Source organism: Sphingomonas swuensis (assembly GCF_039538045.1).
In the GTDB taxonomy this organism is placed as follows: domain Bacteria; phylum Pseudomonadota; class Alphaproteobacteria; order Sphingomonadales; family Sphingomonadaceae; genus Sphingomicrobium; species Sphingomicrobium swuense.
Window position 1 is genome coordinate 1,213,557 of record NZ_BAABBQ010000001.1, and the last position, 19,742, is coordinate 1,233,298.

The 19,742-nt window shown below is 68.3% G+C and carries 17 protein-coding genes; 11 read left to right on the forward strand and 6 right to left on the reverse strand.

The genetic code is table 11. The features are described 5' to 3' along the window. Positions 1-21: 21 nt before the first annotated feature. The 3 genes from atpA to ABD727_RS06035 form a co-directional block, all read right to left on the reverse strand. Positions 22-1,551, reverse strand: coding sequence for a F0F1 ATP synthase subunit alpha (atpA, locus tag ABD727_RS06025; protein ID WP_344706482.1), 1,530 nt, complete (start codon positions 1,549-1,551; stop codon positions 22-24). Between the two features lie 3 nt (positions 1,552-1,554). Continuing rightward, entirely contained in the window at positions 1,555-2,109 is a 555-nt protein-coding gene (locus tag ABD727_RS06030; RefSeq protein ID WP_344706483.1) for a F0F1 ATP synthase subunit delta, read from the reverse strand. 115 nt (positions 2,110-2,224) lie between these two features. Continuing rightward, positions 2,225-2,686 (reverse strand): GNAT family N-acetyltransferase, encoded by a 462-nt coding sequence (locus ABD727_RS06035; protein ID WP_344706484.1) that lies wholly within the window; start codon positions 2,684-2,686, stop codon positions 2,225-2,227. Between the two features lie 100 nt (positions 2,687-2,786). On the opposite strand from ABD727_RS06035, the gene ABD727_RS06040 reads away from it, so the two are divergent. The 3 genes from ABD727_RS06040 to ABD727_RS06050 are packed head-to-tail and all read left to right on the forward strand — an operon-like array spanning position 2,787 to position 6,013. Further along, positions 2,787-3,839, forward strand: a complete 1,053-nt coding sequence (locus ABD727_RS06040) for a bifunctional transcriptional activator/DNA repair enzyme AdaA (protein WP_344706485.1) — start codon at positions 2,787-2,789, stop codon at positions 3,837-3,839. Between the two features lie 27 nt (positions 3,840-3,866). Continuing rightward, positions 3,867-4,793, forward strand: coding sequence for a CPBP family intramembrane glutamic endopeptidase (locus ABD727_RS06045; RefSeq protein WP_344706486.1), 927 nt, complete (start codon positions 3,867-3,869; stop codon positions 4,791-4,793). Then, a complete protein-coding gene (locus ABD727_RS06050) occupies positions 4,790-6,013 on the forward strand; it encodes a sulfotransferase family protein (RefSeq protein ID WP_344706487.1) in 1,224 nt (407 codons plus the stop codon). Before ABD727_RS06045 ends, ABD727_RS06050 begins: the two co-directional genes overlap by 4 nt. On the opposite strand, the gene ABD727_RS06055 is transcribed toward ABD727_RS06050, so the two are convergent. Continuing rightward, positions 5,953-7,563, reverse strand: coding sequence for a cryptochrome/photolyase family protein (locus tag ABD727_RS06055; RefSeq protein ID WP_344706488.1), 1,611 nt, complete (start codon positions 7,561-7,563; stop codon positions 5,953-5,955). The genes ABD727_RS06050 and ABD727_RS06055 overlap by 61 nt on opposite strands. 122 nt (positions 7,564-7,685) lie before the next feature. On the opposite strand from ABD727_RS06055, the gene ABD727_RS06060 reads away from it, so the two are divergent. Then, complete coding sequence (locus ABD727_RS06060; RefSeq protein WP_344706489.1) at positions 7,686-8,180, forward strand: CAP domain-containing protein; 495 nt, start codon at positions 7,686-7,688, stop codon at positions 8,178-8,180. Here ABD727_RS06060 and ABD727_RS06065 read toward each other — a convergent pair. Next, positions 8,177-9,706, reverse strand: coding sequence for a hypothetical protein (locus ABD727_RS06065; protein ID WP_344706490.1), 1,530 nt, complete (start codon positions 9,704-9,706; stop codon positions 8,177-8,179). The genes ABD727_RS06060 and ABD727_RS06065 overlap by 4 nt on opposite strands. A gap of 32 nt (positions 9,707-9,738) precedes the next feature. Next, on the reverse strand, positions 9,739-11,901 hold the full coding sequence (locus ABD727_RS06070) for a primosomal protein N' (RefSeq protein ID WP_344708033.1): 2,163 nt from the start codon (positions 11,899-11,901) through the stop codon (positions 9,739-9,741). Between the two features lie 68 nt (positions 11,902-11,969). Here ABD727_RS06070 and paaA point away from each other — a divergent pair, with 68 nt between their 5' ends. The 7 genes from paaA to ABD727_RS06105 all read left to right on the forward strand — a co-directional run bounded on the left by paaA (position 11,970) and on the right by ABD727_RS06105 (position 19,693). Then, a complete protein-coding gene (paaA, locus tag ABD727_RS06075; RefSeq protein WP_344706491.1) occupies positions 11,970-12,965 on the forward strand; it encodes a 1,2-phenylacetyl-CoA epoxidase subunit PaaA in 996 nt (331 codons plus the stop codon). Positions 12,966-13,029: 64 nt separating this feature from the next. Next, on the forward strand, positions 13,030-13,311 hold the full coding sequence (gene paaB / locus ABD727_RS06080) for a 1,2-phenylacetyl-CoA epoxidase subunit PaaB (protein WP_344706492.1): 282 nt from the start codon (positions 13,030-13,032) through the stop codon (positions 13,309-13,311). Further along, entirely contained in the window at positions 13,311-14,132 is an 822-nt protein-coding gene (gene paaC, locus ABD727_RS06085; RefSeq protein WP_344706493.1) for a 1,2-phenylacetyl-CoA epoxidase subunit PaaC, read from the forward strand. The genes paaB and paaC overlap by 1 nt, the downstream gene beginning before the upstream one ends. After that, positions 14,129-15,205 carry a 2Fe-2S iron-sulfur cluster-binding protein gene (locus tag ABD727_RS06090; RefSeq protein ID WP_344706494.1) on the forward strand — a complete coding sequence of 359 codons (1,077 nt, stop codon included), beginning with the start codon at positions 14,129-14,131 and terminating at the stop codon, positions 15,203-15,205. Before paaC ends, ABD727_RS06090 begins: the two co-directional genes overlap by 4 nt. A gap of 19 nt (positions 15,206-15,224) precedes the next feature. Beyond that, positions 15,225-16,433: an amino acid aminotransferase gene (locus ABD727_RS06095; RefSeq protein ID WP_344706495.1), complete on the forward strand. Its 1,209-nt coding sequence runs from the start codon at positions 15,225-15,227 to the stop codon at positions 16,431-16,433. Next, complete coding sequence (locus tag ABD727_RS06100) at positions 16,426-18,477, forward strand: alpha-ketoacid dehydrogenase subunit alpha/beta (RefSeq protein ID WP_344706496.1); 2,052 nt, start codon at positions 16,426-16,428, stop codon at positions 18,475-18,477. Before ABD727_RS06095 ends, ABD727_RS06100 begins: the two co-directional genes overlap by 8 nt. A gap of 1 nt (position 18,478) precedes the next feature. Beyond that, on the forward strand, positions 18,479-19,693 hold the full coding sequence (locus tag ABD727_RS06105; protein ID WP_344706497.1) for a dihydrolipoamide acetyltransferase family protein: 1,215 nt from the start codon (positions 18,479-18,481) through the stop codon (positions 19,691-19,693). Positions 19,694-19,742 lie beyond the last annotated feature (49 nt).

Genomic DNA, 19,742 nt, shown 5'->3' on the forward strand with positions numbered 1-19,742 from the left:
GCGGGGCGGGGTCCAGCGTACCTACGCGAACTGCTTGCCGAAGGCGCCGAGCGCGTCCTTGAGCGCCGAGGAGGTCTCGTCGTCGAGCGCCTTGGTGTCGCGGATCTTGGCCAGGATCTCCGGCTTCTCCGAGCGCATGAAGCTGAGCAGCGCGGCCTCGTAGCGGGTGACGTCGCTGGTCGGCACGCTGTCGATGAAGCCCTGCGTTCCGGCGAAGATCGAGACGACCTGCTCCTCGATCGGCATCGGCTGGAACTGACCCTGCTTGAGCAGCTCGGTCAGGCGAGCGCCGCGCGCCAGCAGCTTCTGGGTCGAGGCGTCGAGGTCCGAACCGAACTGGGCGAACGCCGCCATCTCGCGATACTGGGCGAGCTCGAGCTTGATCGAGCCGGCGACCTTCTTCATCGCCTTGGTCTGCGCGGCCGAGCCGACGCGGCTGACCGAGAGACCGACGTTAATGGCCGGACGGACGCCCTGGTAGAAGAGGTCGGTCTCGAGGAAAATCTGGCCGTCGGTGATCGAGATGACGTTGGTCGGAATGTAGGCCGACACGTCGCCCGCCTGGGTCTCGATGACCGGAAGTGCGGTCAGCGAGCCGTTGCCATTGGCGTCGTTCATCTTGGCGGCGCGCTCGAGCAGCCGGCTGTGAAGATAGAAGACGTCGCCGGGATAGGCTTCGCGGCCCGGCGGACGGCGCAGCAACAGCGACATCTGGCGGTAGGCGACGGCCTGCTTCGAAAGGTCGTCATAGACGATCACGGCGTGCATGCCGTTGTCGCGGAAATATTCGCCCATCGCACAGCCGGTGTAGGGCGCGAGGAACTGGAGCGGGGCCGGCTCCGACGCAGTCGCGGCAACGACGATGGAATATTCCATCGCGCCATTCTCCTCGAGCGCGCGGACGATCTGAGCGACGGTCGAGCGCTTCTGGCCGACCGCGACGTAGATGCAGTAGAGCTTCTCGTTCTCGTTGTCGCCCTGGTGCGCGGCCTTCTGGTTGATGAAGGTGTCGAGCGCGACGGCGGTCTTGCCAGTCTGGCGGTCGCCGATGATCAGCTCGCGCTGGCCGCGGCCGACGGGAACGAGCGCGTCAAGCGCCTTGAGGCCGGTCTGCATCGGCTCGTGCACCGACTTGCGCGGGATGATGCCGGGCGCCTTGACCTCGACGCGGCTGCGCTTCTCGGCGACGATCGGGCCCTTGCCGTCGATCGGGTTGCCGAGCGCGTCGACGACGCGGCCGAGCAGGCCCTTGCCGACGGGGACGTCGACGATGGTGCCGGTGCGCTTGGCGGTCGAGCCTTCGCGGATTTCGGAGTCGGAGCCGAAGATGACGACGCCGACGTTGTCAGCCTCGAGGTTGAGGGCCATGCCCTTCACGCCATTGTCGAACTCGACCATCTCGCCGGCCTGAACATTGTCGAGGCCGTGGATGCGGGCGATGCCGTCACCGACCGACAGCACCTGGCCGACTTCGGAGACCTGCGCGTCGGCGTCGAAATTCGCGATCTGGTCGCGGATGACGCGGGAGATTTCAGCGGCGCGGATGTCCATCGATTAGCCTTTCATCGCCTGGGCGAGGGAGTTGAGTTTGGTGCGGATCGACGCGTCGATCATCTGGCTTCCGAGCCGGACGACGATGCCGCCGAGAATGGAGGGGTCGACGCGGGCGTCGATCCGGATGTCGCGGCCGACGCGGGCTCCGAGCTGAGTGCGGAGCGCAGCGATCTGGTCGTCGGCAAGCGGGCGGGCGCTGGTCACTTCGGCAGAGGTCTCGCCGCGGTGGTCGGCTGCAAGCCGCTCGAAGATGCGGATCACGTCCGCCAGCTGGCGAAGCCGGCCGTTGCTCGCGAGGACGCCGACAAAGCGGGTGGTCAGGGGATCGAGCCCCATCGAGGCCGCCGCGGCCGCAAGGGCCTTGCCGGCCGCGTCGCGGCTGACCAGCGGGCTCGAGACGAGGGCCCGCAGCTCTCGCGATTCCGCCATGTTTGCCTTTAGCCCCTCGAGGCTGCGACCGACCGCGTCGATCTGGCGTTCGTCACGGGCAAGGTCGAACAGCGCCGACGCGTAGCGTCCCGCTAAGCTGGCCCGAATGCCGCCGGAAGTCTCCACGCGCCTAAAGCTCCGTCAAATATATGCAAAGCGGGGCGGTAGCGACCTTACGATCGCTCGCCCCAGCCGGGTTGGCCGGGCCCCTAGCAGGGGGTCCCGGGGGATGCAAGGCGAGTCAGAGATCGAGGCGAAGGAAGCGGGTGAAGTTGCTTTCCGGATAGCCCCCGAAGGAGCCGCATTCGACGAAGCCGGCGCTGTCGTAGAGCGCGTTGGCAGCCGCGAAATCGGCGTTCCGCCCCGTTTCGAGGAGGAGCGCATGATACCCGCGTCGGCGGGCTTCGGCGACGAGGCGTCCGAGCAACTCGCGTCCGAACCCCTGGCCGGCACGACCCGGGTCGACGCGCATGGACTTCACTTCCCCGTTTCCGTCGCCAAGTTCCTTAAGGGCGCCAATGGCGACGAGCGCTCCTTCGTCACGCAGGGCAAAGAAGCTGATCTCGGGGCGGGAGAGGGAATCGGCGGCCATGACGTGGCAGGCATCGGCAGGCGACTGGCCCCGCATGGCGGCGACGTGCAGGTCGAGCAGCGCCCGCACATCTTCGGCGGAGAGCTGGTCGATGTGGATCGAGAGGGTCATGGAGCGTGGCTTCTAGCGGCCCGACACCGACCGGACGAGGTGAAGGTTTGACCGCAAGCTTCGGGATGCGCGGGCATCGCACATCGGGCAGAAGACGGCGATGCACGAACCAACCCCCTTCAGCGACGACCAGGCCTGGGCGGCCTTCGAGGCGCGCGACCGGTCTTTCGATGGCCGCTTCGTCGGGGCGGTGACGACGACAGGCATCTACTGCCGCCCATCCTGTCCTGCGCGCCGGCCGAAGCGCGAGAACATGCTCTTCTTCGCCGAGACGGCCGCTGCGGTCGCGGCCGGCTTTCGCGCGTGCCGCCGTTGCCTTCCCGACGACGTTGCTGCCGACGTTGCCGCGGTCGCCGAAGCGCGGCGCCGGATCGAGGAGACCGGTGGTCCCCTGCCGCTTGCCGGGCTGGGTGCCGCGACCGGATATTCGCCGTCGCATCTGCAGCGAATCTTCACTCGCCAGATCGGGATGTCGCCCGCCGCCTTCGGCCGGGCGGTGCGGCTCGAGCGGGCGCGGGCCTGCCTGGAGCAGGGCGCGAGCGTGACAGAGGCCATCTACGAGGCGGGCTATTCGGGGCCGAGCCGTTTCTACGCCGCGGCCAAGGCGCTCGGCGCTGCCCCATCGGCGATTGTTCGAAAGGGAGCTGGAATGACCATCCACCATGCGGTCGTGGAAACCGCCTTCGGTCCGATGCTCATCGGGGCCACGGCGCGCGGGGTGTGCCATGTCAGCTTCGATCCTGACCTGGAACGCCTTCGGGCAGTCTACTCCGAGGCCGAGTTCATCGAGGATGCGGAAGCTCCGATGGTCCAGGCGGCGGTGGCGGCCATTGCCGATCCGTCGCTTGCGCAAGGTCTCGCGGTCGATGTCCCCGGGACCGCCTTCCAGCAGCGGGTGTGGGCTGAACTGCGCAAGATCCCGCCTGGAGAAACGCGCTCCTATCTCGACATTGCTCGCGCTCTTGGCGACCCCAAAGCCACGAGGGCAGTCGGCACCGCGAACGGCGCGAACCCGATCGCCGTTATCGTTCCGTGTCACCGCGTAATCCGCAACGACGGCGCGCTCGGCGGCTATGCTGGAGGACTGGAGCGCAAGCGCGCGCTGCTCGAGGCGGAACGGCTTGCGTCGGCGGGCGAAACCCGCTTGCTGTAGCGCGGGGACGAAAAGGGGGGGGGGCAAATGACGGACATTGCAGGCAAGCCACGGTGGCGGCGGATCGTCGACTTTCCGCTGGTGACGATGGTCATCGCCGCGGCGACCTTCGTCTTCGCGCAGGTGCTGGCGCAGGTGATCGGTGGGCTGCTGCCGAAGCTCGCGAGCCCGTGGGAGGAGCTGGTCAGCTTCCTCATCGCACTGACACTCGCATTGCTCGCCTACAAGTTCGTCATCGCAAAGATGGGAGAGCGTCCGCGCGACGACCTACCCTGGCGCGGCAGTCTCAAGGGTCTCGGGGCCGGGACCGCCGTCGGCTTCGTCCTGTTCTCGGCGGTGGTTGGAGTCGCCGCGCTGGTCGGCGTCTATTCGATCGCTGGGGATGGCGATCGCATCGGGATCCTCGCATCGCTGATCCTGATCGGCCTCGTTCCCGGTTTCTTCGAAGAAGTGCTGATCCGTGGCATCCTCTTTCGCTGGCTGGAGGAATTCGGCGGATCCTGGTTCGCACTTGTCGCAAGCTCGCTGCTGTTCGGGTTCGCCCATTTCGCAAACCCCAATGCGACGCTGTTCTCGTCGCTGGCGATCGCGGTGGAGGCGGGCATCCTGCTCGGCGGCGCCTACATGCTGACCCGCAGCCTGTGGTTCGCGATCGGCATCCACGCGGCGTGGAATTTCACCCAGGGCGAGATCTTCGACGTGCCCGTCTCGGGTCTCGACCAGCAGGGCCTGGTCACCGCGCGCCTGTCGGGCCCAGAGTGGCTGTCGGGTGGAGCGTTTGGCCTCGAGGCCTCGGTCATCGCAATGCTTCTGGCGACGAGCCTCGGGATCTGGTTCGTCGTCCTTGCCGCCCGCCGCGGCCATCTGGTCCAGCCCTGGTGGGTACGACGCCGCCAAATGCCGCAAGAGGTGGCAACCGGCGGCACGGGGGAGACGTTACCCCCGGTGACTTGACCGACGACCTTCGCCTCCTGCGCCTCGCCAACCGCTCGTTGGGGCGCCTTCCGCCGGTCACGCTCGATCCCGAGCGGATCGAAGCCTATGTGTGCCGGAGACAGGGCCTTTCACGGGTGCCGGGAACGCACTGGCGCCCCGCCTTCGCGGCGCTGTGCGAGAGCCTCCACCATGAGGCGCGGCTGTCTCCGCTCGGCCGGATCATGGCCAATGGCCAGCTGGTCGGCCTGCTCAAGGCGCGCTGCCGGGCCGAGCGCCTGCTCGCCCGCCATCCGGAGATCCACGAGCAGCCGATAGCTGCGCCGATCATCATCATGGGTCCGATGCGGTCGGGCTCGACCCGAGTGCAGCGGCTTCTCGCCTGCGACCCGCGGCTGGCGTGGACGCGGCTCCACGAGACGCTGTTCCCGGTCCCGAGCGGACGGCGCGACCGCAAGCGGATCGCCGCCGCCGCCACGGTCCATGCGATCCTGCGTACGCTCAACCCGGCGGTGCAGCAGCTCCATCCGTCGGGGCCGATGCAGCCCGACGAGGAATTCGGCTACCTCTCCTTCGCCTTCCACAGCGGGCAATTCGCGGTGCAGTGGGACCTGCCGGGCTTTCTTGAGCAGGAAGAAAGCCGCGATCTTCTTCCCGTGGCGGCCGAGCTTCGCACCCTGCTCCGGATCAACGCCTGGGCGCGCGGGGAGAGTGGCCAGCGCCGCTGGGTGCTGAAGTGCCCGGCCTACAGCGGAATGGCCGAAGCGCTGATCGCGACCTTCCCCGATGCGCAGCTCGTCTGCCTCAGCCGCGATCCGCTGAAGGTCGTCGCGTCGAGCGCCAGCCTGGTCCACCAGCAGCGGCGCATCCACAGCGACGCTGCCGACGCGCGAGCGATCGGACCCGAGTGGCTGGAGCGCACCGCGAGGCGTCAGCGCCAGCTCGCCGCCGTCCGCACCCTTCACCCCGAGGTGCCCGCCTTCGACCTTCACTACGACACGATGACCGCCGACTGGCGCGGCGCCATGCACCGGCTCTACCGCTTCCTCGGCCTTTCGCTCACCGGCGAGGTGATGGCGGCGATGGAGCGCTACATCTCAGGCGCGAAAGAGCATCGCGGTCACCGCTACGCTCTCGCGGATTATGGCCTCGATCCGGCCATGGTCGAGGCGGCCTTCGCTCAGCCGGAGCGGCCGCTCTTTCCTGTCTCCTCCCCGCCGCTCGCCGTCGCTGCGGAATAGGCCCGCGCCCAGCCCGGCGCCGCGCCTTCGAGCGAGTCGAGAAAGCGCCGGGCCTGGGCGCGGATTTCGGACTTCGTGCTGTCCCCGAAGCGGTTCCAGGTCGCGTAAGGCTGCCACATCCGGCGATTGCCGCGCAGCTTGGCCTCGTTGCGGTCGAGGAAGTCCCAGTAGAGCGCATTGAACGGGCAGGCGTCCTCGCCGACGCGCTTCTTCACGTCGAAGCGGCAGCCTTTGCAGTAGTTGCTCATCTTGTTGATGTAGGCGCCCGAACCCGCATAGGGCTTGGTGCCGAGGCGTCCGCCGTCGGCGAACTGGCTCATTCCGAGCACATTGGGATGCTCGACCCACTCATAGGCGTCGGCGTAGACGACGAGGTACCAGTCGGCGACCTGAGCCGGGTCGATCCCCGCCAGCATCGCGAAATTGCCGAGCACCATCAGCCGCTGGATGTGGTGGGCATAGGCATTGTCGCGGGTGTTGCGGACGCTGTCGGCGCAGCAGGCCATGTCGGTCGTGCCGGTCCAGTAGAAGTCGGGCAGATCGCGGCGGTTGCCGAAGAAGTTGACCTCGGACAGGCCGGGCATCTCGAGCCAGTACATGCCGCGAATATATTCGCGCCAGCCGATCATCTGGCGGATAAAGCCCTCGACGGCGTTGAGCGGCGCCTCGCCGCGGTGGTACGCGGCCTCGGCGGCCTCGCACACTTCGATCGGGGTTAGCAGGCCGCAGTTGAGGCTGGTCGACAGCCGCGAATGATAGAGGAAGTCGGCGCCTTCGAGCATCGCATCCTGGTAGGTGCCGAAGCGCGGAAGCCGTTCCTCGACGAAGTCGGCGAGGAGCGCGCGCGCCTGTTCCGCGGTGACCGGGAGGGCGAAGCTGTCGAGCGTTCCGAAATGGTGCCGGAAGCGCCCCTCCACCAGCGCGATGACCTCGCGGGTGGTCTCGTCCGGAGCGAAGCGCCTGGGTTCGCGCAAGGGGCGTTGGCGGGGCGGGGGCGCGCGATTGTCCTTGTCGAAGTTCCACTGCCCGCCGACCGGCGTATCGTCGGACTCCATCAGCAGCCCGGTGCGGCGGCGCTGCTGGCGATAGAAGCTCTCCATCACCAGCTCGCGCCGCGACGCCGCCCAGGCAAAGAAGTCGGGTAGGGGGCATATGAAGCGGTCGTCCGAAAGGATCTCGACCGGCACCCCGAAGCGGTCGCGCCAGCCGCCGATCGCCTGCTGGACGCGCCACTCGCCCGCCTCGACGATCCGGATGCTGCTGCCTTCGTTGCGCCCGATGCAGCGCTCGACCTCGCCGGTGAAGGAGCCGCTGTTGTCGGGATCGTCAAGCCGCACATAGTCGACCTGCCAGCCCGCACCGCGAAGCTCCTCGGCAAAATGCCGCATGGCGGAAAGGATGAGGACGATCTTGGCCTTGTGGTGGCGGACGTAGGTCGTCTCCTCGGCCACCTCCATCATCAGCACCACGCTCGAGGCCAGGTCGCTCCCGCGAAGCGAGGCGAGGCCATGGCTCAGCTGGTCGCCGAGGATCGGGATGATGGTGGTCATGCGGCCCCGGCGGTTAACGTGATCTGGCGGCGACGCCACACCGCCATGAGGCCAGCGGTTCGCCGTAAACAGCGGTTAACGTCAGTGGCTTGTTCATTTTCGCTCGGCACATTCAGCGTGTCATGCGTCGCATCGTTCCCTTGCTCGCCCTTCTTCTCGCCGCCAGCCCGGCCGCCGCCCAGAATTGGTCGGCCGAGCTGCTTCGGCTGCACAATGCCGAGCGCGCCCGGTGGAACGTCGCGCCGATGGCGTGGGACCTCGGTCTCGCGCTTGCCGCCGACCGCTGGGCCGCCGAGCTCGCGCGGACCGACCGTTGGGGCCACAGCCCGCGGCAGATCCGAGCCGGGCAGGGCGAAAATCTGTGGATGGGCAGCGTCAACGCCTATCCGGTCAACGCGATGGTCGGGGCGTGGCTGAACGAGGGCCGCTGGTTCCGGCCGGGCGTGTTCCCGGCGGTGAGCCGCACCGGCAACTGGAGCGACGTCGGCCACTACAGCCAGATCGTCTCCCGGCGGAGCGAGCGGGTGGGCTGCGCCATCCGCTCGAACCGCCGCTGGAGCTATCTCGTCTGCCGCTACTCGCCCTCGGGCAATGTCGACGGGCGCTACCTGCCTTAAGCGCGCTTGGCGGCTTCTTCCTTCGCCTTCTTTTCCTCGGCCTCGATCATCGCCAGCGCGGCCTTGCCGTCGCGGGCGCGGATCAGCGCCATCACCTCGGCCAGCTTGGTCTGCTGGCTCGGTCCGAGGTGGGGATTGAAGGCAATCGCGGCGAACATCGGCTCGGCCTCGGCGACCTTGTTGTCCTGCAGCAGCTGGCGGACGGCGGCGAGGCGCAGCCCCATGTCCTGCGGGGCAAGAGCCTGGGCGTAGTAGAGGCCTTCCTTGGCCGATGCGGTCGGCGCCTGCCCGCTGTCGGCGAAGGTCTGGTAGAAAAGGTAGAGGGGCTCGGCGTTTTCGGTATCTGCCCGGTTCGCGCGGATGAACCAGCGACGGACTTCCGCCCAGTCGGCCGACGCGCCCTTCTCCTTCGCCATCGCAGCCAGCGTCCGACCCTTGTAGATCATCGCCTGGACATTGTTGGGATCGGCGGCGAGCGCGCGGTCCGCTGCGGCCAGTGCCGCCGGATAGTTCTTCGCGTCGAACTCGGCTTCGGCGACGATGCCCTGCACGAGTGGATCGCCGGGGTAGCGCTGGCCGATCGCGCGGGCACTGCTTGCCACACCCGGCGCGCTGCTCTTGTCGACGCCTCGCTCGGAGCGCATCCGGACCGCCATGATCGCGGCCTGACCCTCGCTCACCGGACGGACCGTGACCTCGGGCTTGGGCCCGGGAGGGACGTTCAACCCGTTGAACTTGCCTCGGGCATATTTCTCCAGCTCCGCCTCGAGCTTCTTGAGATCGCCAAAGGCGCCGTTGGCCGCCGCAAGCGGCTTTTCGCCGCGTCCCAGTGCCGTCGTGTAGCGCGTCAACTGGCCGGCCCGCGCCTTGTCGAAGGCAAGATAGTGGGTGAGGAGCCAGCCCTTGCCGTAGACCGACTCCCGCTCGATCGCGTTTTTCGGAGTTTGCCCCGTCAACAGCTGCTCGGTGGTGAATCCGACGTCTTCCAGCACCATGTAGCCGCGCACCTGCGGCGGCGCCCCGATCCGGACCGTCCCGTCCTCGTCCACTCCGGCCGTTCCGAAGAACTCGGCAATGCCCTCGACCATCCAGGACGCGAGCGGCGACTTCTGATCGCTCAGCTGGAGATGGTGCATATACTCATGCTGGAAGACGTGGTCGGCATCGATCTCGACGCGGGTACGAGCACCGATCCGGCTCGGGACGAAGGCAACCGACCCTTCCGCACGCCCCAGGTAGAAGCCGAGCACGTTGCTCCCCGAGAAGCTGTGCAGCCGCTGCACCGCCGCCACGTTGGGAAGCACGAAGATGGTGACCTTGCCTCCGTCGCTGAGCGCGGGATCGTCCATCCCGCGGACAGTGCGGACGGCGCGGTCGTAGCGCTCGAGCCGCTCGGCGTAGGCGCGCAGGTCCTCGGTCTTCTGCTCGGAATAGATGATGAAATGCTTGGTCCGGGCTTCCTGCCAGGCTGCTGCCGCTGGAGAAGTGCCGAGAAGCAGGACCGAGGCGAGAAGGAAGCGACGCATGGAATCAGGACCCCCCAAGTTCAACCTCCTGATTAAAGGAAAGAATAGGGGTCCACGTCAACCGAAACTCTAACCTTGCCGCTCCACTCGGTTGCGCCAAGCCAATCGCGGATGACGTCCTGCACGTCGAGGCTCCGGCGGGCGTGCACCAGCAGCCGGAAGCGGTGCCGTCCGCGGAGCATGGCGAGCGGCGCGGGAGCGGGTCCGTAGACCTCCATTCCCTCGACCCGCGGCGCCGAGCGGCCAATGCGCCGGGCGACCGCCTCGGCCTCTTCCTTGTCCTCGGCGCTGACCACGATCGCGGCGAGCCGACCGAATGGCGGCATCGCGGCTTCCTGGCGCGCTTGAGTCTCGGTGGTGACAAATCGCTCGGTGTCGCCGCTGACGAGCGCGGCGATGACCGGCGCGTTGGGCAGGTGGGTCTGGACGAACACCCGCCCGGGCTTGTCGCCGCGGCCCGCCCGGCCGGCGACCTGCGCGATCTGCTGGAAGGTCCGTTCGGCCGCGCGGAGGTCGCCCCCGGACAGTCCGAGGTCGGCGTCGATCACCCCGACAAGCGTGAGGTTGGGAAAGTGGTAGCCCTTGGTGACGAGCTGGGTCCCGACCACGATGTCGATCTCGCCCGCTTCCATTTGGCGCACGAACTCGGCGGCGCGGGCAGGAGACCAGATGGTGTCGGATGTGACGATCGCGGTGCGGGCGTCGGGCATCAAAGCCTGCACCTCGTCGGCGATCCGCTCGACTCCGGGACCGCAGGCGACCAGCGTGTCCGCCTCGCCGCATTCCGGGCAGGCCTTGGGCGGCGCCATGACATGGCCGCAATGGTGGCAGGCGAGACGGTGGAGAAGCCGGTGCTCCACCATCCAGGCGGTGCAATTGGGGCACTGGAAACGATGCCCGCAAGTCCGACACAGCGTCAGCGGGGCGAAGCCGCGGCGATTGAGGAACAGCAGGCTCTGCTCGCCCGCCGCGAGATTGGCCTCGAGCTCCTCGACCAGTCGCGGCGCGATCCAGCGCCCGCGCGGCGGCGGATCGGCGGTGAGATCGAGCGCGGTCAGACTGGGAAGCTGTGCCCCGGCGTGGCGCTCGCGCAGGCGAAGCTCGCGGTAGCGCCCGCTCTCGACCATGTGGCGGGTCTCGATCGCCGGGGTCGCCGAGGAAAGGATCACCGGAATGTCCTCGAACTTGGCGCGCATCACCGCCACGTCCCGCGCGTGATATTGCACGCCTTCTTCCTGCTTGAAGCTCGGCTCGTGCGCCTCGTCGACCACGATCAGCCCGAGCCTCGCATAAGGGAGGAAGAGCGCCGAGCGGGCGCCGACCACCACCTTCGCCTCGCCGCTGGCGATTCCGCGCCACGCCCGCCGTCGCTGCGAGGAGCGGAGGTCCGAATGCCAAGCCACCGGTGCGCAGCCGAACCGCGCGGCGAAGCGCTTGAGGAACGGCTCGGTCAGCGCGATCTCGGGCAGGAGTACGAGCACCTGGAGATCCTTGAGGAGCGCTTCGGCGACCGCCTCGAAATAGACCTCGGTCTTGCCCGATCCCGTCACCCCGTCGAGCAGCACCGGATCGAAGCCGTTGCCGACGCTGGCGGCGAGGCTGTCGGCGGCGGCCTGCTGATCCTCGCTGAGCGTGGGCGGCGCGAAGGCGGGGTCGGGGCAGGCGAGGGCGCTGTCCGCCTCGACCTGGATCCGCTCGAGTGCGCCCGCCGCGACGAGCCCGCGGAGCACCGCGTCGCTGACCTCGGCGTGCGCGGCAAGCTCACGGATGGTGCCCTGCCGCCCCTCGAGCCGCTCGAGCGCCTGAAGCCGCTGCGGAGTGAGCCTCTCGGGGCGGGCGCCGGTCGGCCGATATTCGGTGAGCTGCCGCGAGCCCTCGAGCGCCGAGGAGGAGGGAAGCACCATCCGCAGCACCGACGCCAGGGGGCTGAGGTAATAGTCGGCGGTCCACTCGCACAATCGGCGCAAGGCGGCCGGCACCGGCGGCACGTCGATCAGCCCGGCCAGCGGCCGCAGGCGGTTGTCTCCGACTTCCTCGCTCGGCAGCCGCTCGGCCTCCCAAGCGACCCCGACCAGCTGGCGTGGCCCGAGCGGTGCGATCACGACGCTTCCGGGCTCGACCTCCATGCCATCGGGAATGCGATAGTCGAGCGGGCCGAGCGCGGCATTGAGGGTGACGACACGGGCGCGGGGCAGGGGCACGGTCGCGCTCTAGGCGAAAGGACCGTCTGGAACCAAGGCCTTGCAATGGCTATCTAGCAGTCATGTACACGACCGATCTCAGCAAGCCCGGGGCCAAGGTCCAGCCGATCGCCACTCAGGAGGATCCCGAACTGCTCGCGGCGTTCGAGGCGCGGGTCGCGGCGGACGAGTTCATCGAGCCCAAGGACTGGATGCCCGAAGCCTATCGCCGGACGCTCACCCGGCAGATCAGCCAGCATGCGCACAGCGAGATCGTCGGGATGCTGCCCGAGGGAAACTGGATCAGCCGCGCGCCCTCGCTCCGGCGCAAGGCCATCCTGCTCGCCAAGGTGCAGGACGAGGCTGGCCACGGCCTCTACCTCTACTGCGCCGCCGAGACGCTCGGTACCAGTCGCGAGGAGATGATCGAGGCGCTCCACTCGGGCAAGGCCAAGTACAGCACCATCTTCAATTACCCGACGCTGACCTGGGCCGATATCGGCGCGATCGGCTGGCTGGTCGACGGCGCGGCGATCATGAACCAGGTCCCGCTGCAGCGGACCAGCTACGGCCCCTATGCCCGGGCGATGGTCCGGGTCTGCAAGGAAGAGAGCTTCCACCAGCGCCAGGGCTACGAGATCATGATGCATCTCGCGCAAGGCACCGAGGCTCAGAAGCGCATGGCGCAGGACGCGCTTAACCGCTGGTGGTGGCCGAGCCTGATGATGTTTGGCCCGCCCGACGACAATTCGCCCAACACCGCGCAGAGCATGCGCTGGCGGATCAAGCGCGATACTAATGACGACCTGCGCCAGAAGTTTGTCGACATCACCGTGCCCCAGGCGGAGTTCATAGGCCTGACCGTGCCGGACTCCGACCTCAAGTGGAACGAGGAGAAGGGCGGCTACGACTTCGGCGCGGTCGACTGGGACGAGTTCTACGCCGTGGTGAAGGGCGAGGGTCCGGTGGCCAAGGAGCGGATGACCGCACGCCGCGACGCCTGGGAGAAGAATGCCTGGGTGCGCGAGGCGGCGCAGGCGCACGAAGCGAAGAAGCGGGCCGCCAAGGCCGCGGCTTGACCAAGTCCGTCGTCCCCGCGAAGGCTGGGATCTCAGGCACCGCGCCTGAACGACGGAGGTTCTTTTGTCCGACTGGCCGCTCTGGGAAGTGTTCGTCCGCACCAAGGGCGGACTGGCGCATCGTCACTTCGGAAGTGTCCACGCGCCCGACGCCGAACTGGCGCTGCGTCACGCCCGCGACACTTACACCCGCCGGCAGGAAGGCGTCAGCCTGTGGGTGGTGAAGTCGAGCGACATCGTCGCCTCTGACCCGGCGCAGGCCGGCGAGCTGTTCGAGCCCGCCGCCGACAAGGTCTACCGGCATCCGACCTTCTACGACATTCCCGACGTGGTGAAGCACATCTGATGCCCAGCCTTCCGCCGATCCGTCCCGAGGACGAGGCCGTCGCCGAGCGGATCCGCCCAGCCGGTGCCTTCGACGCCCCTGCCGACGTCCACGATCCCGTCCGTGCCGGCTACCTCCTTCGGCTCGGCGACGATTCGTTGATCCTCGGCCAGCGCCTCGGCGAATGGTGCGGCCATGCCCCTTCAGTCGAGGTCGACCTCAGCCTTGCCAATCTCGCGCTCGACCTGATCGGACAGGCGACCCTGCTGCTCGGTGCGGCCGGCGACGCCGACGAGCTCGCCTTCAAGCGCGACGTGCTCGACTATCGCAACTGCCTGCTGGTCGAGCAGCCCAATGGCGACTTCGCCCGCACCATGGTTCGCCAGCTCCTCTTCTCGACCTGGCAGCAGATGCTCTACCAGCGGCTCGAGGGCAGCAGCGACCAGGCCGTCCGCGAGGTCGCCGCCAAGGCGGTCAAGGAAGTCACCTATCATCGCGAGCTCGCCGCCGACTGGGTCGTCCGCCTCGGCGACGGGACCGAGGAGAGCGCCCGCCGGACGCAGGACGGGCTCGACTGGTGCTGGCGCTTCGTCCCCGAATTGTTCGAAGTTGACGAGGAGCTGCAGTCGGCCATCGCCTGCGGAATCGCGGTCGACCCGCGCCACTTCGAGGCCGACTACCGAAGCGCGATCGCCGCGGTGCTCGGCGAAGCGCGTCTGCCGGTGCCTGCCGACCAGCGGCCGATCCTCGGCGGCCGTCGAGGCCACCACAGCGAGCATCTCGGCCATCTGCTCGCGGTCATGCAATATCTGCCGCGCACCTACCCGGACGCCGCCTGGTGAGCGAAAAGCATTTCCACAGCCTCGAGGTAGCGGAGATCGTCGAGGAAACGGCCGAGGCGCGCTCGCTCCGCTTCGCCATTCCGCCCGAGCTCGCGGATGTCTTCCGCTATCGCGCCGGCCAGCATCTGACGCTGCGCGCGGAGATCGGCGGCGAGGAAGTCCGCCGCAATTACTCGCTGTGCACCGCGCCGGCGGACGGTGCGCTCAAGGTCACGGTCAAGCAGATCGCGGGCGGCGCCTTCTCCAATTGGGTCGCGCGCGCGCTTCGTCCCGGCGACCGCCTCGACGTCATGCCCCCGCACGGCTCCTTCACTTATCCCTTCGAGGCGGGCCAGCGGCGCCACTTCGTCGCCTTCGCCGGCGGCTCGGGCATCACTCCGATCATGAGCCTCGCGCGGACCGCGCTGAGCGAGGAGCCGGATAGCCGCTTCACCCTTTTCTACGGCAACCGAGATGCCAGCAGCATCATCTTCCTCGACGCGCTGGCCGAGCTCAAGGACCGCTTCCTCGGCCGGTTCGAGCTGTTCCACCTGCTCTCGGACGAGGATGGCGATGTCGAGCTGCTGAACGGCATGCTCAACCGCGACACCTGCGTGCAGCTGCTGGAATCCTTCGTGCCACGAGCGGACGAGGTCGCCGCCTTCTTCATCTGCGGACCGGGACCGATGATGGACTCGGCAGAGGCGGCGCTGCTCGAGCGCGGAGTCGCGCCCGAGCGGATCCTGATCGAGCGCTTCACCGCCGGTCGGCCCTCGGCGGCGCTGGCGGCGGAGATGGCCGAACTGCAGCAGCAGGCGGCGGGCCAGCAGATCAGCGTCACCATTGATGGGCGCACCCGGCGGATCGCCTTCGACGGCACCAACATCCTCGATGCCGCACGCGCGTCGGGGCTTCCGGCACCGTTCGCCTGCAAGGCCGGTGTCTGTGCCACCTGTCGCGCGCGGGTCACCGCCGGCGAGGTCTCGATGGCGGCGCGCTACGGGCTAAGCGACGAGGAGATCGCGGCCGGCTACGTCCTCACCTGCCAGGCCGTGCCCAAGGGCGAAGGCGTGGCGGTGGATTACGACGCCTAAGGTCGCTAGAGCCGCGCTCATGCTGACCCAGCCTGCGCCCAAGGGCATTGCCGACCTCGACCCCGTCGTCAGCGATTCGCTGCTCGCACTGATCGCGCTGATCGCGGCCGATCCGCGCGACAACAAGATCGACGTGGGGGTCGGCGTATTCCGCGACGGGGAGGGGCGCACCCCCATTCCGGCGAGCGTCAAGGAAGCCGAACGGCGGCTCGTCGAGAGCCAGGAGACCAAGGCCTATCTCGGCGGCTGGGGCGACCGCGGCTTTACCGCGGCGCTGCGCCCGATCGTACTCGGACCGCACGCCGGAGACGAGCGGATCGAGGGCGTCCAGACCCCCGGCGGCTGCGGTGCGCTGTTCCTCGCGGCAAGGTTGATCAAGCTCGCCAAGCCCGAGGCCAAGGTGCTGGTGGGCACGCCGACCTGGCCCAATCATCCGCCGGTGCTCAAGGGCGCCGGGCTCGAGATCGTCGAATATCGCCATTACGACTTTGCGACCCGGATGGTCGACTTCGGCGCGCTCCGCGAGGCAGCAACGAAGGCGACGCCCGGTGACGTGCTGCTGCTTCATGGCTGCTGCCACAATCCGACCGGGGGCGACTTCAGCGAAGCCGAGTGGCGCGAGATCGCGGCAATCGCGAAGGAACGCCGACTCACGCCGCTGATCGATATCGCCTACCAGGGTTTCGGCCGCGGCTTCGAGGAGGACGGCTACGGCGTCCGGGTCATGCTCGACGCCTGCGAGGAAGTGCTGATCGCGCAGAGCTGCGACAAGAATTTCGGCGTCTATCGCGACCGCGTTGGAAGCTTCTGGCTCAAGACCCGCGACAAGGCGGCGACCGCCAACGCGATGGCGCATGTCCTCCAGATCGCGCGCGAGGCCTGGTCGATGCCGCCCGACCATGGCGCGGCGGCGGCCCGGATCGTGCTCGAGGACGCGGGGCTTCGTTCGCAGTGGCAGGGCGAGGTGGCGGCGATGCGCGACCGGATCAACACCGTCCGCCGGCGGATCGCCGACAGCGACCAGCGGCTCGGCTACATCGCCAACGAATATGGCATGTTCTCGATGATGCCGCTCAGCCCCGATCAGGTCCGCGCGCTGCGCGAGCGCCATGCGGTCTACATGGCCGACAGCGGCCGCTTCAACGTCGTCGGGATCGCCGACCGCGACATCGACCGCTTCTGCGCCGCGGTGATCGAGGCGATGGACGAAGTTCCCGTCCATGGCTGACGCCGACCCTGCCTTTACCGGCACCGAGACCGACTGGCGCGAGGTTGCCCGGCTGGTCCTCACCAGCCGCGAGATGGACCGCCTCGAGGAAGAAGAGCTCGTCCCGGCTCGCCAGGTGCTCTACCAGTTCAGTGCCCGCGGCCACGACATGGCGCAGGTGCTGCTCGGGCTGAAGCTGAGGGATGGCGACGCGGCCTGCGGCTATTACCGGAGCCGTCCGCTCTTGCTCGCGCTCGGCGTTCCACTGGCCGACGCGCTCGGTTCGGGCATGGGGCGGAGCGGAGGCTATTCGGGCGGCCGCGACATCGGGGTAGTCTTCAACTATCCCAATCCGGGCGGCGCACACGCGCTTCCGATGAGCGGCGGCGTCGGCGCGCAATATACGCCGGCTGCCGGCTGGGCGCAGGCGATCCGCTACAAGGCCGAGGTGCTGAAGGAGCAGGCGAGCGGCAATCTCTCGCTGGTGCTCGGCGGCGACGCGAGCTGCGCGACGGGCGGCTTCTGGTCGGCCCTGACCATCGCGACCACGCAGAAACTGCCAATGCTCTTCTACGTCGAGGATAATGGCTACGGCATCTCGGTGCCCTCGACCTACCAGACCCCGGGCCAGGACATCGCCGCAAACCTCGCTTCCTTCCAGGGGCTGGCGATCTTCAACGGTGACGGGACCCAGCCGGTCGAGGCGGCGCGGCTGATCGACCAGGCGGTCCAGCACGTGCGCTCTGGCGCCGGGCCGGCGCTGCTGCGGCTCACCGTGCCGCGGCTCGAGGGCCATAGCTACCAGGACACGCAGACCTACAAGAGCGAAGACGTGATCGCCGCCGAATGGGCCCGCGATCCGCTTCCGAGGCTGAAGGTGCATTGCGCCGGCCGGCAGATCGGCGAGGGCGCGTGGAGCGAACTCGAGCAGCAGGTCGCGTGGGAAGTCGGGCGCGCCCGAGAGGAGGCCGAGGCTCGACCGGTGCTCGACGTGGCCAATGTCGCCGACGACGTCTTCTTCTCGGGTCGTCACTCGGCCGTCGGTGGCCAGGCCGGGCTTGGGCTCGAGCGCACGCACGACGAGCCGCGCCCCGACGGCCAGCGGATCAACATGGTCACCGCCATTCGCCGCGTGCTCGACCAGGAGCTGGCCGCAAACCCGCGCATGTGCGTGTTTGGCGAGGACGTCGGCCCCAAGGGCGGGGTTCATGCCGTGACCCTCGGGCTGCAGGACAAGTTCGGCCACGCCCGCGTGTTCGACACCAGTCTCAACGAGGAGGGCATCGTCGGCCGTGCGGTCGGGATGGCGCTCGCCGGGCTGCTTCCCGTGCCCGAAATTCAGTTCCGCAAATATGCCGAGCCGGCGACCGAGCAGATCAACGACTGCGGGACGATGCGCTGGCGCACCGCCAATCGCTTCGCCGCGCCGATGGTGCTCCGCGTGCCCGGCGGCTTCTTCAAGTGCGGCGATCCGTGGCACAGCCAGACCAATGAGGTGCAGTTCGTCCACAATCCGGGCTGGATGGTGGCGGTGCCGAGCAATGCCGAGGATGCGGTCGGACTCTTGCGGATGAGCCTGCGCGGCAACGACCCCGTCCTCTTCTTCGAGCATCGCGCGATGCTCGACGACAGCTGGGCCCGGCGTCCGTGGCCGGGTGACGACTATGTGCTTCCCTTCGGCCGGGCGAAGAAGACCCGCGAAGGCGACCGGATCACCATCGTCACTTGGGGCGCGATGGTCCCGCGCTGCGAAGCCGCGGCCGAGGGCGTCAGCGCCGACGTGCTCGACCTTCGCACGCTGATGCCGTGGGATCGCGAGGCGGTGCTCGAAAGCGTCCGGCGGACGCGCCGTTGCCTCATCGTCCACGAGGACCTGCGTACCGGCGGGTTCGGGGCGGAGATCGCGGCGGTGGTCGCGGACGAGGCCTTCCTCGACCTCGATGCGCCGGTCGCGCGCGTGACCATGCCCGACATCCCGAGCCCGCATCATCCCTCGCTGCTCGAGGCGGCGGTCCCGAGCGTCGCCCGAATCCGGGCCGAGATCGACCGACTGGTGGGGTTCTGACGTGATCGATGTCCGCGTTCCCGACGAGCAGGAAGGCACCAAGGCGGTGGTCCGCGCCTGGCTGAAGAAGCCGGGCGAGGCAGTCGCGCTCAACGATCCCCTGGTCGAGCTCGAGACCGACAAGGTCACGCAGGAAGTGCCTTCGCCCGCGGCGGGGGTACTCGCCGAAATCCTGCTCGACACCGATGCCGAGGCGGTGCCTGGCGCGCTGCTCGGCCGGATCGACGCGGAGGCGAGCGGCTCTCCTGCTCAGGACGGATCCGAAGTCCCCTTGCCAGCGCGGGAGAAAGCAGAAGATGCTGGGCCGCGGCTTTCACCGGGGAACGGAGAGGCGGAAAGCCGCCTCTCGCCATCGGTCCGCCGGGCGCTCCTCCAGCACGACATCGATCCGTCGCGCCTCACCGGCACCGGCCGAAATGGGCGGATCACCCGCGAGGACGTCGACCGCGCGGTCGAGGGGGCGACGGTCAGCCATGTCGATGGCGGCGAGAAGCCGATCGCCCAGCCGCGCGTCGCGGAGGCGAACTGGCAGGATATTCCGCACGACCGAATGCGGCGTGCGATCGCCGAGAACATGGTGCGCGCCGTCAGCGACGCGCCGCATGTCACGGCCCTTTTTGAAGCCGACTTCAGCGCCATCACCGCGCACAAGAAGGCGCTTGCGGCGCGGGGTCGCAAGCTCAGCTACACGGCCTACTTCCTCAAGGCCGCCGCAGAGGCGATGGCGGTCGCCCCTGCCATCAACGGGCGCTGGGCCGAGGACCGGATCGTGGTTGCGCCCTCGGTCGATATCGGGGTTGGCACCGCGCTTGGCGAGAAGGGGCTGGTCGTTCCGGTCGTTCGCGACTGCGCCAACCTGTCGGTCGAGGAGATCGGCGCCCGGCTCGACGACCTCACTGCCAGGGCACGGTCGGGCAAGCTCGAGCGAGCCGACGTTGCTGGCGGAAGCTTCACCATCTCCAACCATGGCGTGTCGGGCTCTTTGCTGGCGGCTCCGATCATCCTCCACGGCGGCCAGGCCGCGATTCTCGGAATTGGCAAGCTGCAGAAAAGGGTGGTGGTGCGCGACACCGAGGCGGGAGACGTGATCGCCATCCGCCCGATGGCCTATGTCACCCTGACGATCGACCATCGCGTGGTCGACGGTCATCAGACCAACGCCTGGCTGAGTCGCTTCGTCGACTTGCTCGAAGGCTGGCCCGCGCCGCCCGCGTAACAACCGGAACGCCTCAGTGTCCGACCCGTTGGCGGGTCAGGACAGGAGG

Excerpts from the sequence above, each read along its gene's own strand:
- atpA (WP_344706482.1), bottom strand. The coding sequence starts at position 1,551 with ATGGACATCCGCGCCGCTGAAATCTCCCGCGTCATCCGCGACCAGATC.
- ABD727_RS06035 (WP_344706484.1), bottom strand. The coding sequence starts at position 2,686 with ATGACCCTCTCGATCCACATCGACCAGCTCTCCGCCGAAGATGTGCGG.
- ABD727_RS06040 (WP_344706485.1), top strand. The coding sequence starts at position 2,787 with ATGCACGAACCAACCCCCTTCAGCGACGACCAGGCCTGGGCGGCCTTC.
- ABD727_RS06045 (WP_344706486.1), top strand. The coding sequence starts at position 3,867 with ATGACGGACATTGCAGGCAAGCCACGGTGGCGGCGGATCGTCGACTTT.
- ABD727_RS06055 (WP_344706488.1), bottom strand. The coding sequence starts at position 7,563 with ATGACCACCATCATCCCGATCCTCGGCGACCAGCTGAGCCATGGCCTC.
- ABD727_RS06060 (WP_344706489.1), top strand. The coding sequence starts at position 7,686 with ATGCGTCGCATCGTTCCCTTGCTCGCCCTTCTTCTCGCCGCCAGCCCG.
- ABD727_RS06065 (WP_344706490.1), bottom strand. The coding sequence starts at position 9,706 with ATGCGTCGCTTCCTTCTCGCCTCGGTCCTGCTTCTCGGCACTTCTCCA.
- paaA (WP_344706491.1), top strand. The coding sequence starts at position 11,970 with ATGTACACGACCGATCTCAGCAAGCCCGGGGCCAAGGTCCAGCCGATC.
- paaC (WP_344706493.1), top strand. The coding sequence starts at position 13,311 with ATGCCCAGCCTTCCGCCGATCCGTCCCGAGGACGAGGCCGTCGCCGAG.
- ABD727_RS06095 (WP_344706495.1), top strand. The coding sequence starts at position 15,225 with ATGCTGACCCAGCCTGCGCCCAAGGGCATTGCCGACCTCGACCCCGTC.
- ABD727_RS06100 (WP_344706496.1), top strand. The coding sequence starts at position 16,426 with ATGGCTGACGCCGACCCTGCCTTTACCGGCACCGAGACCGACTGGCGC.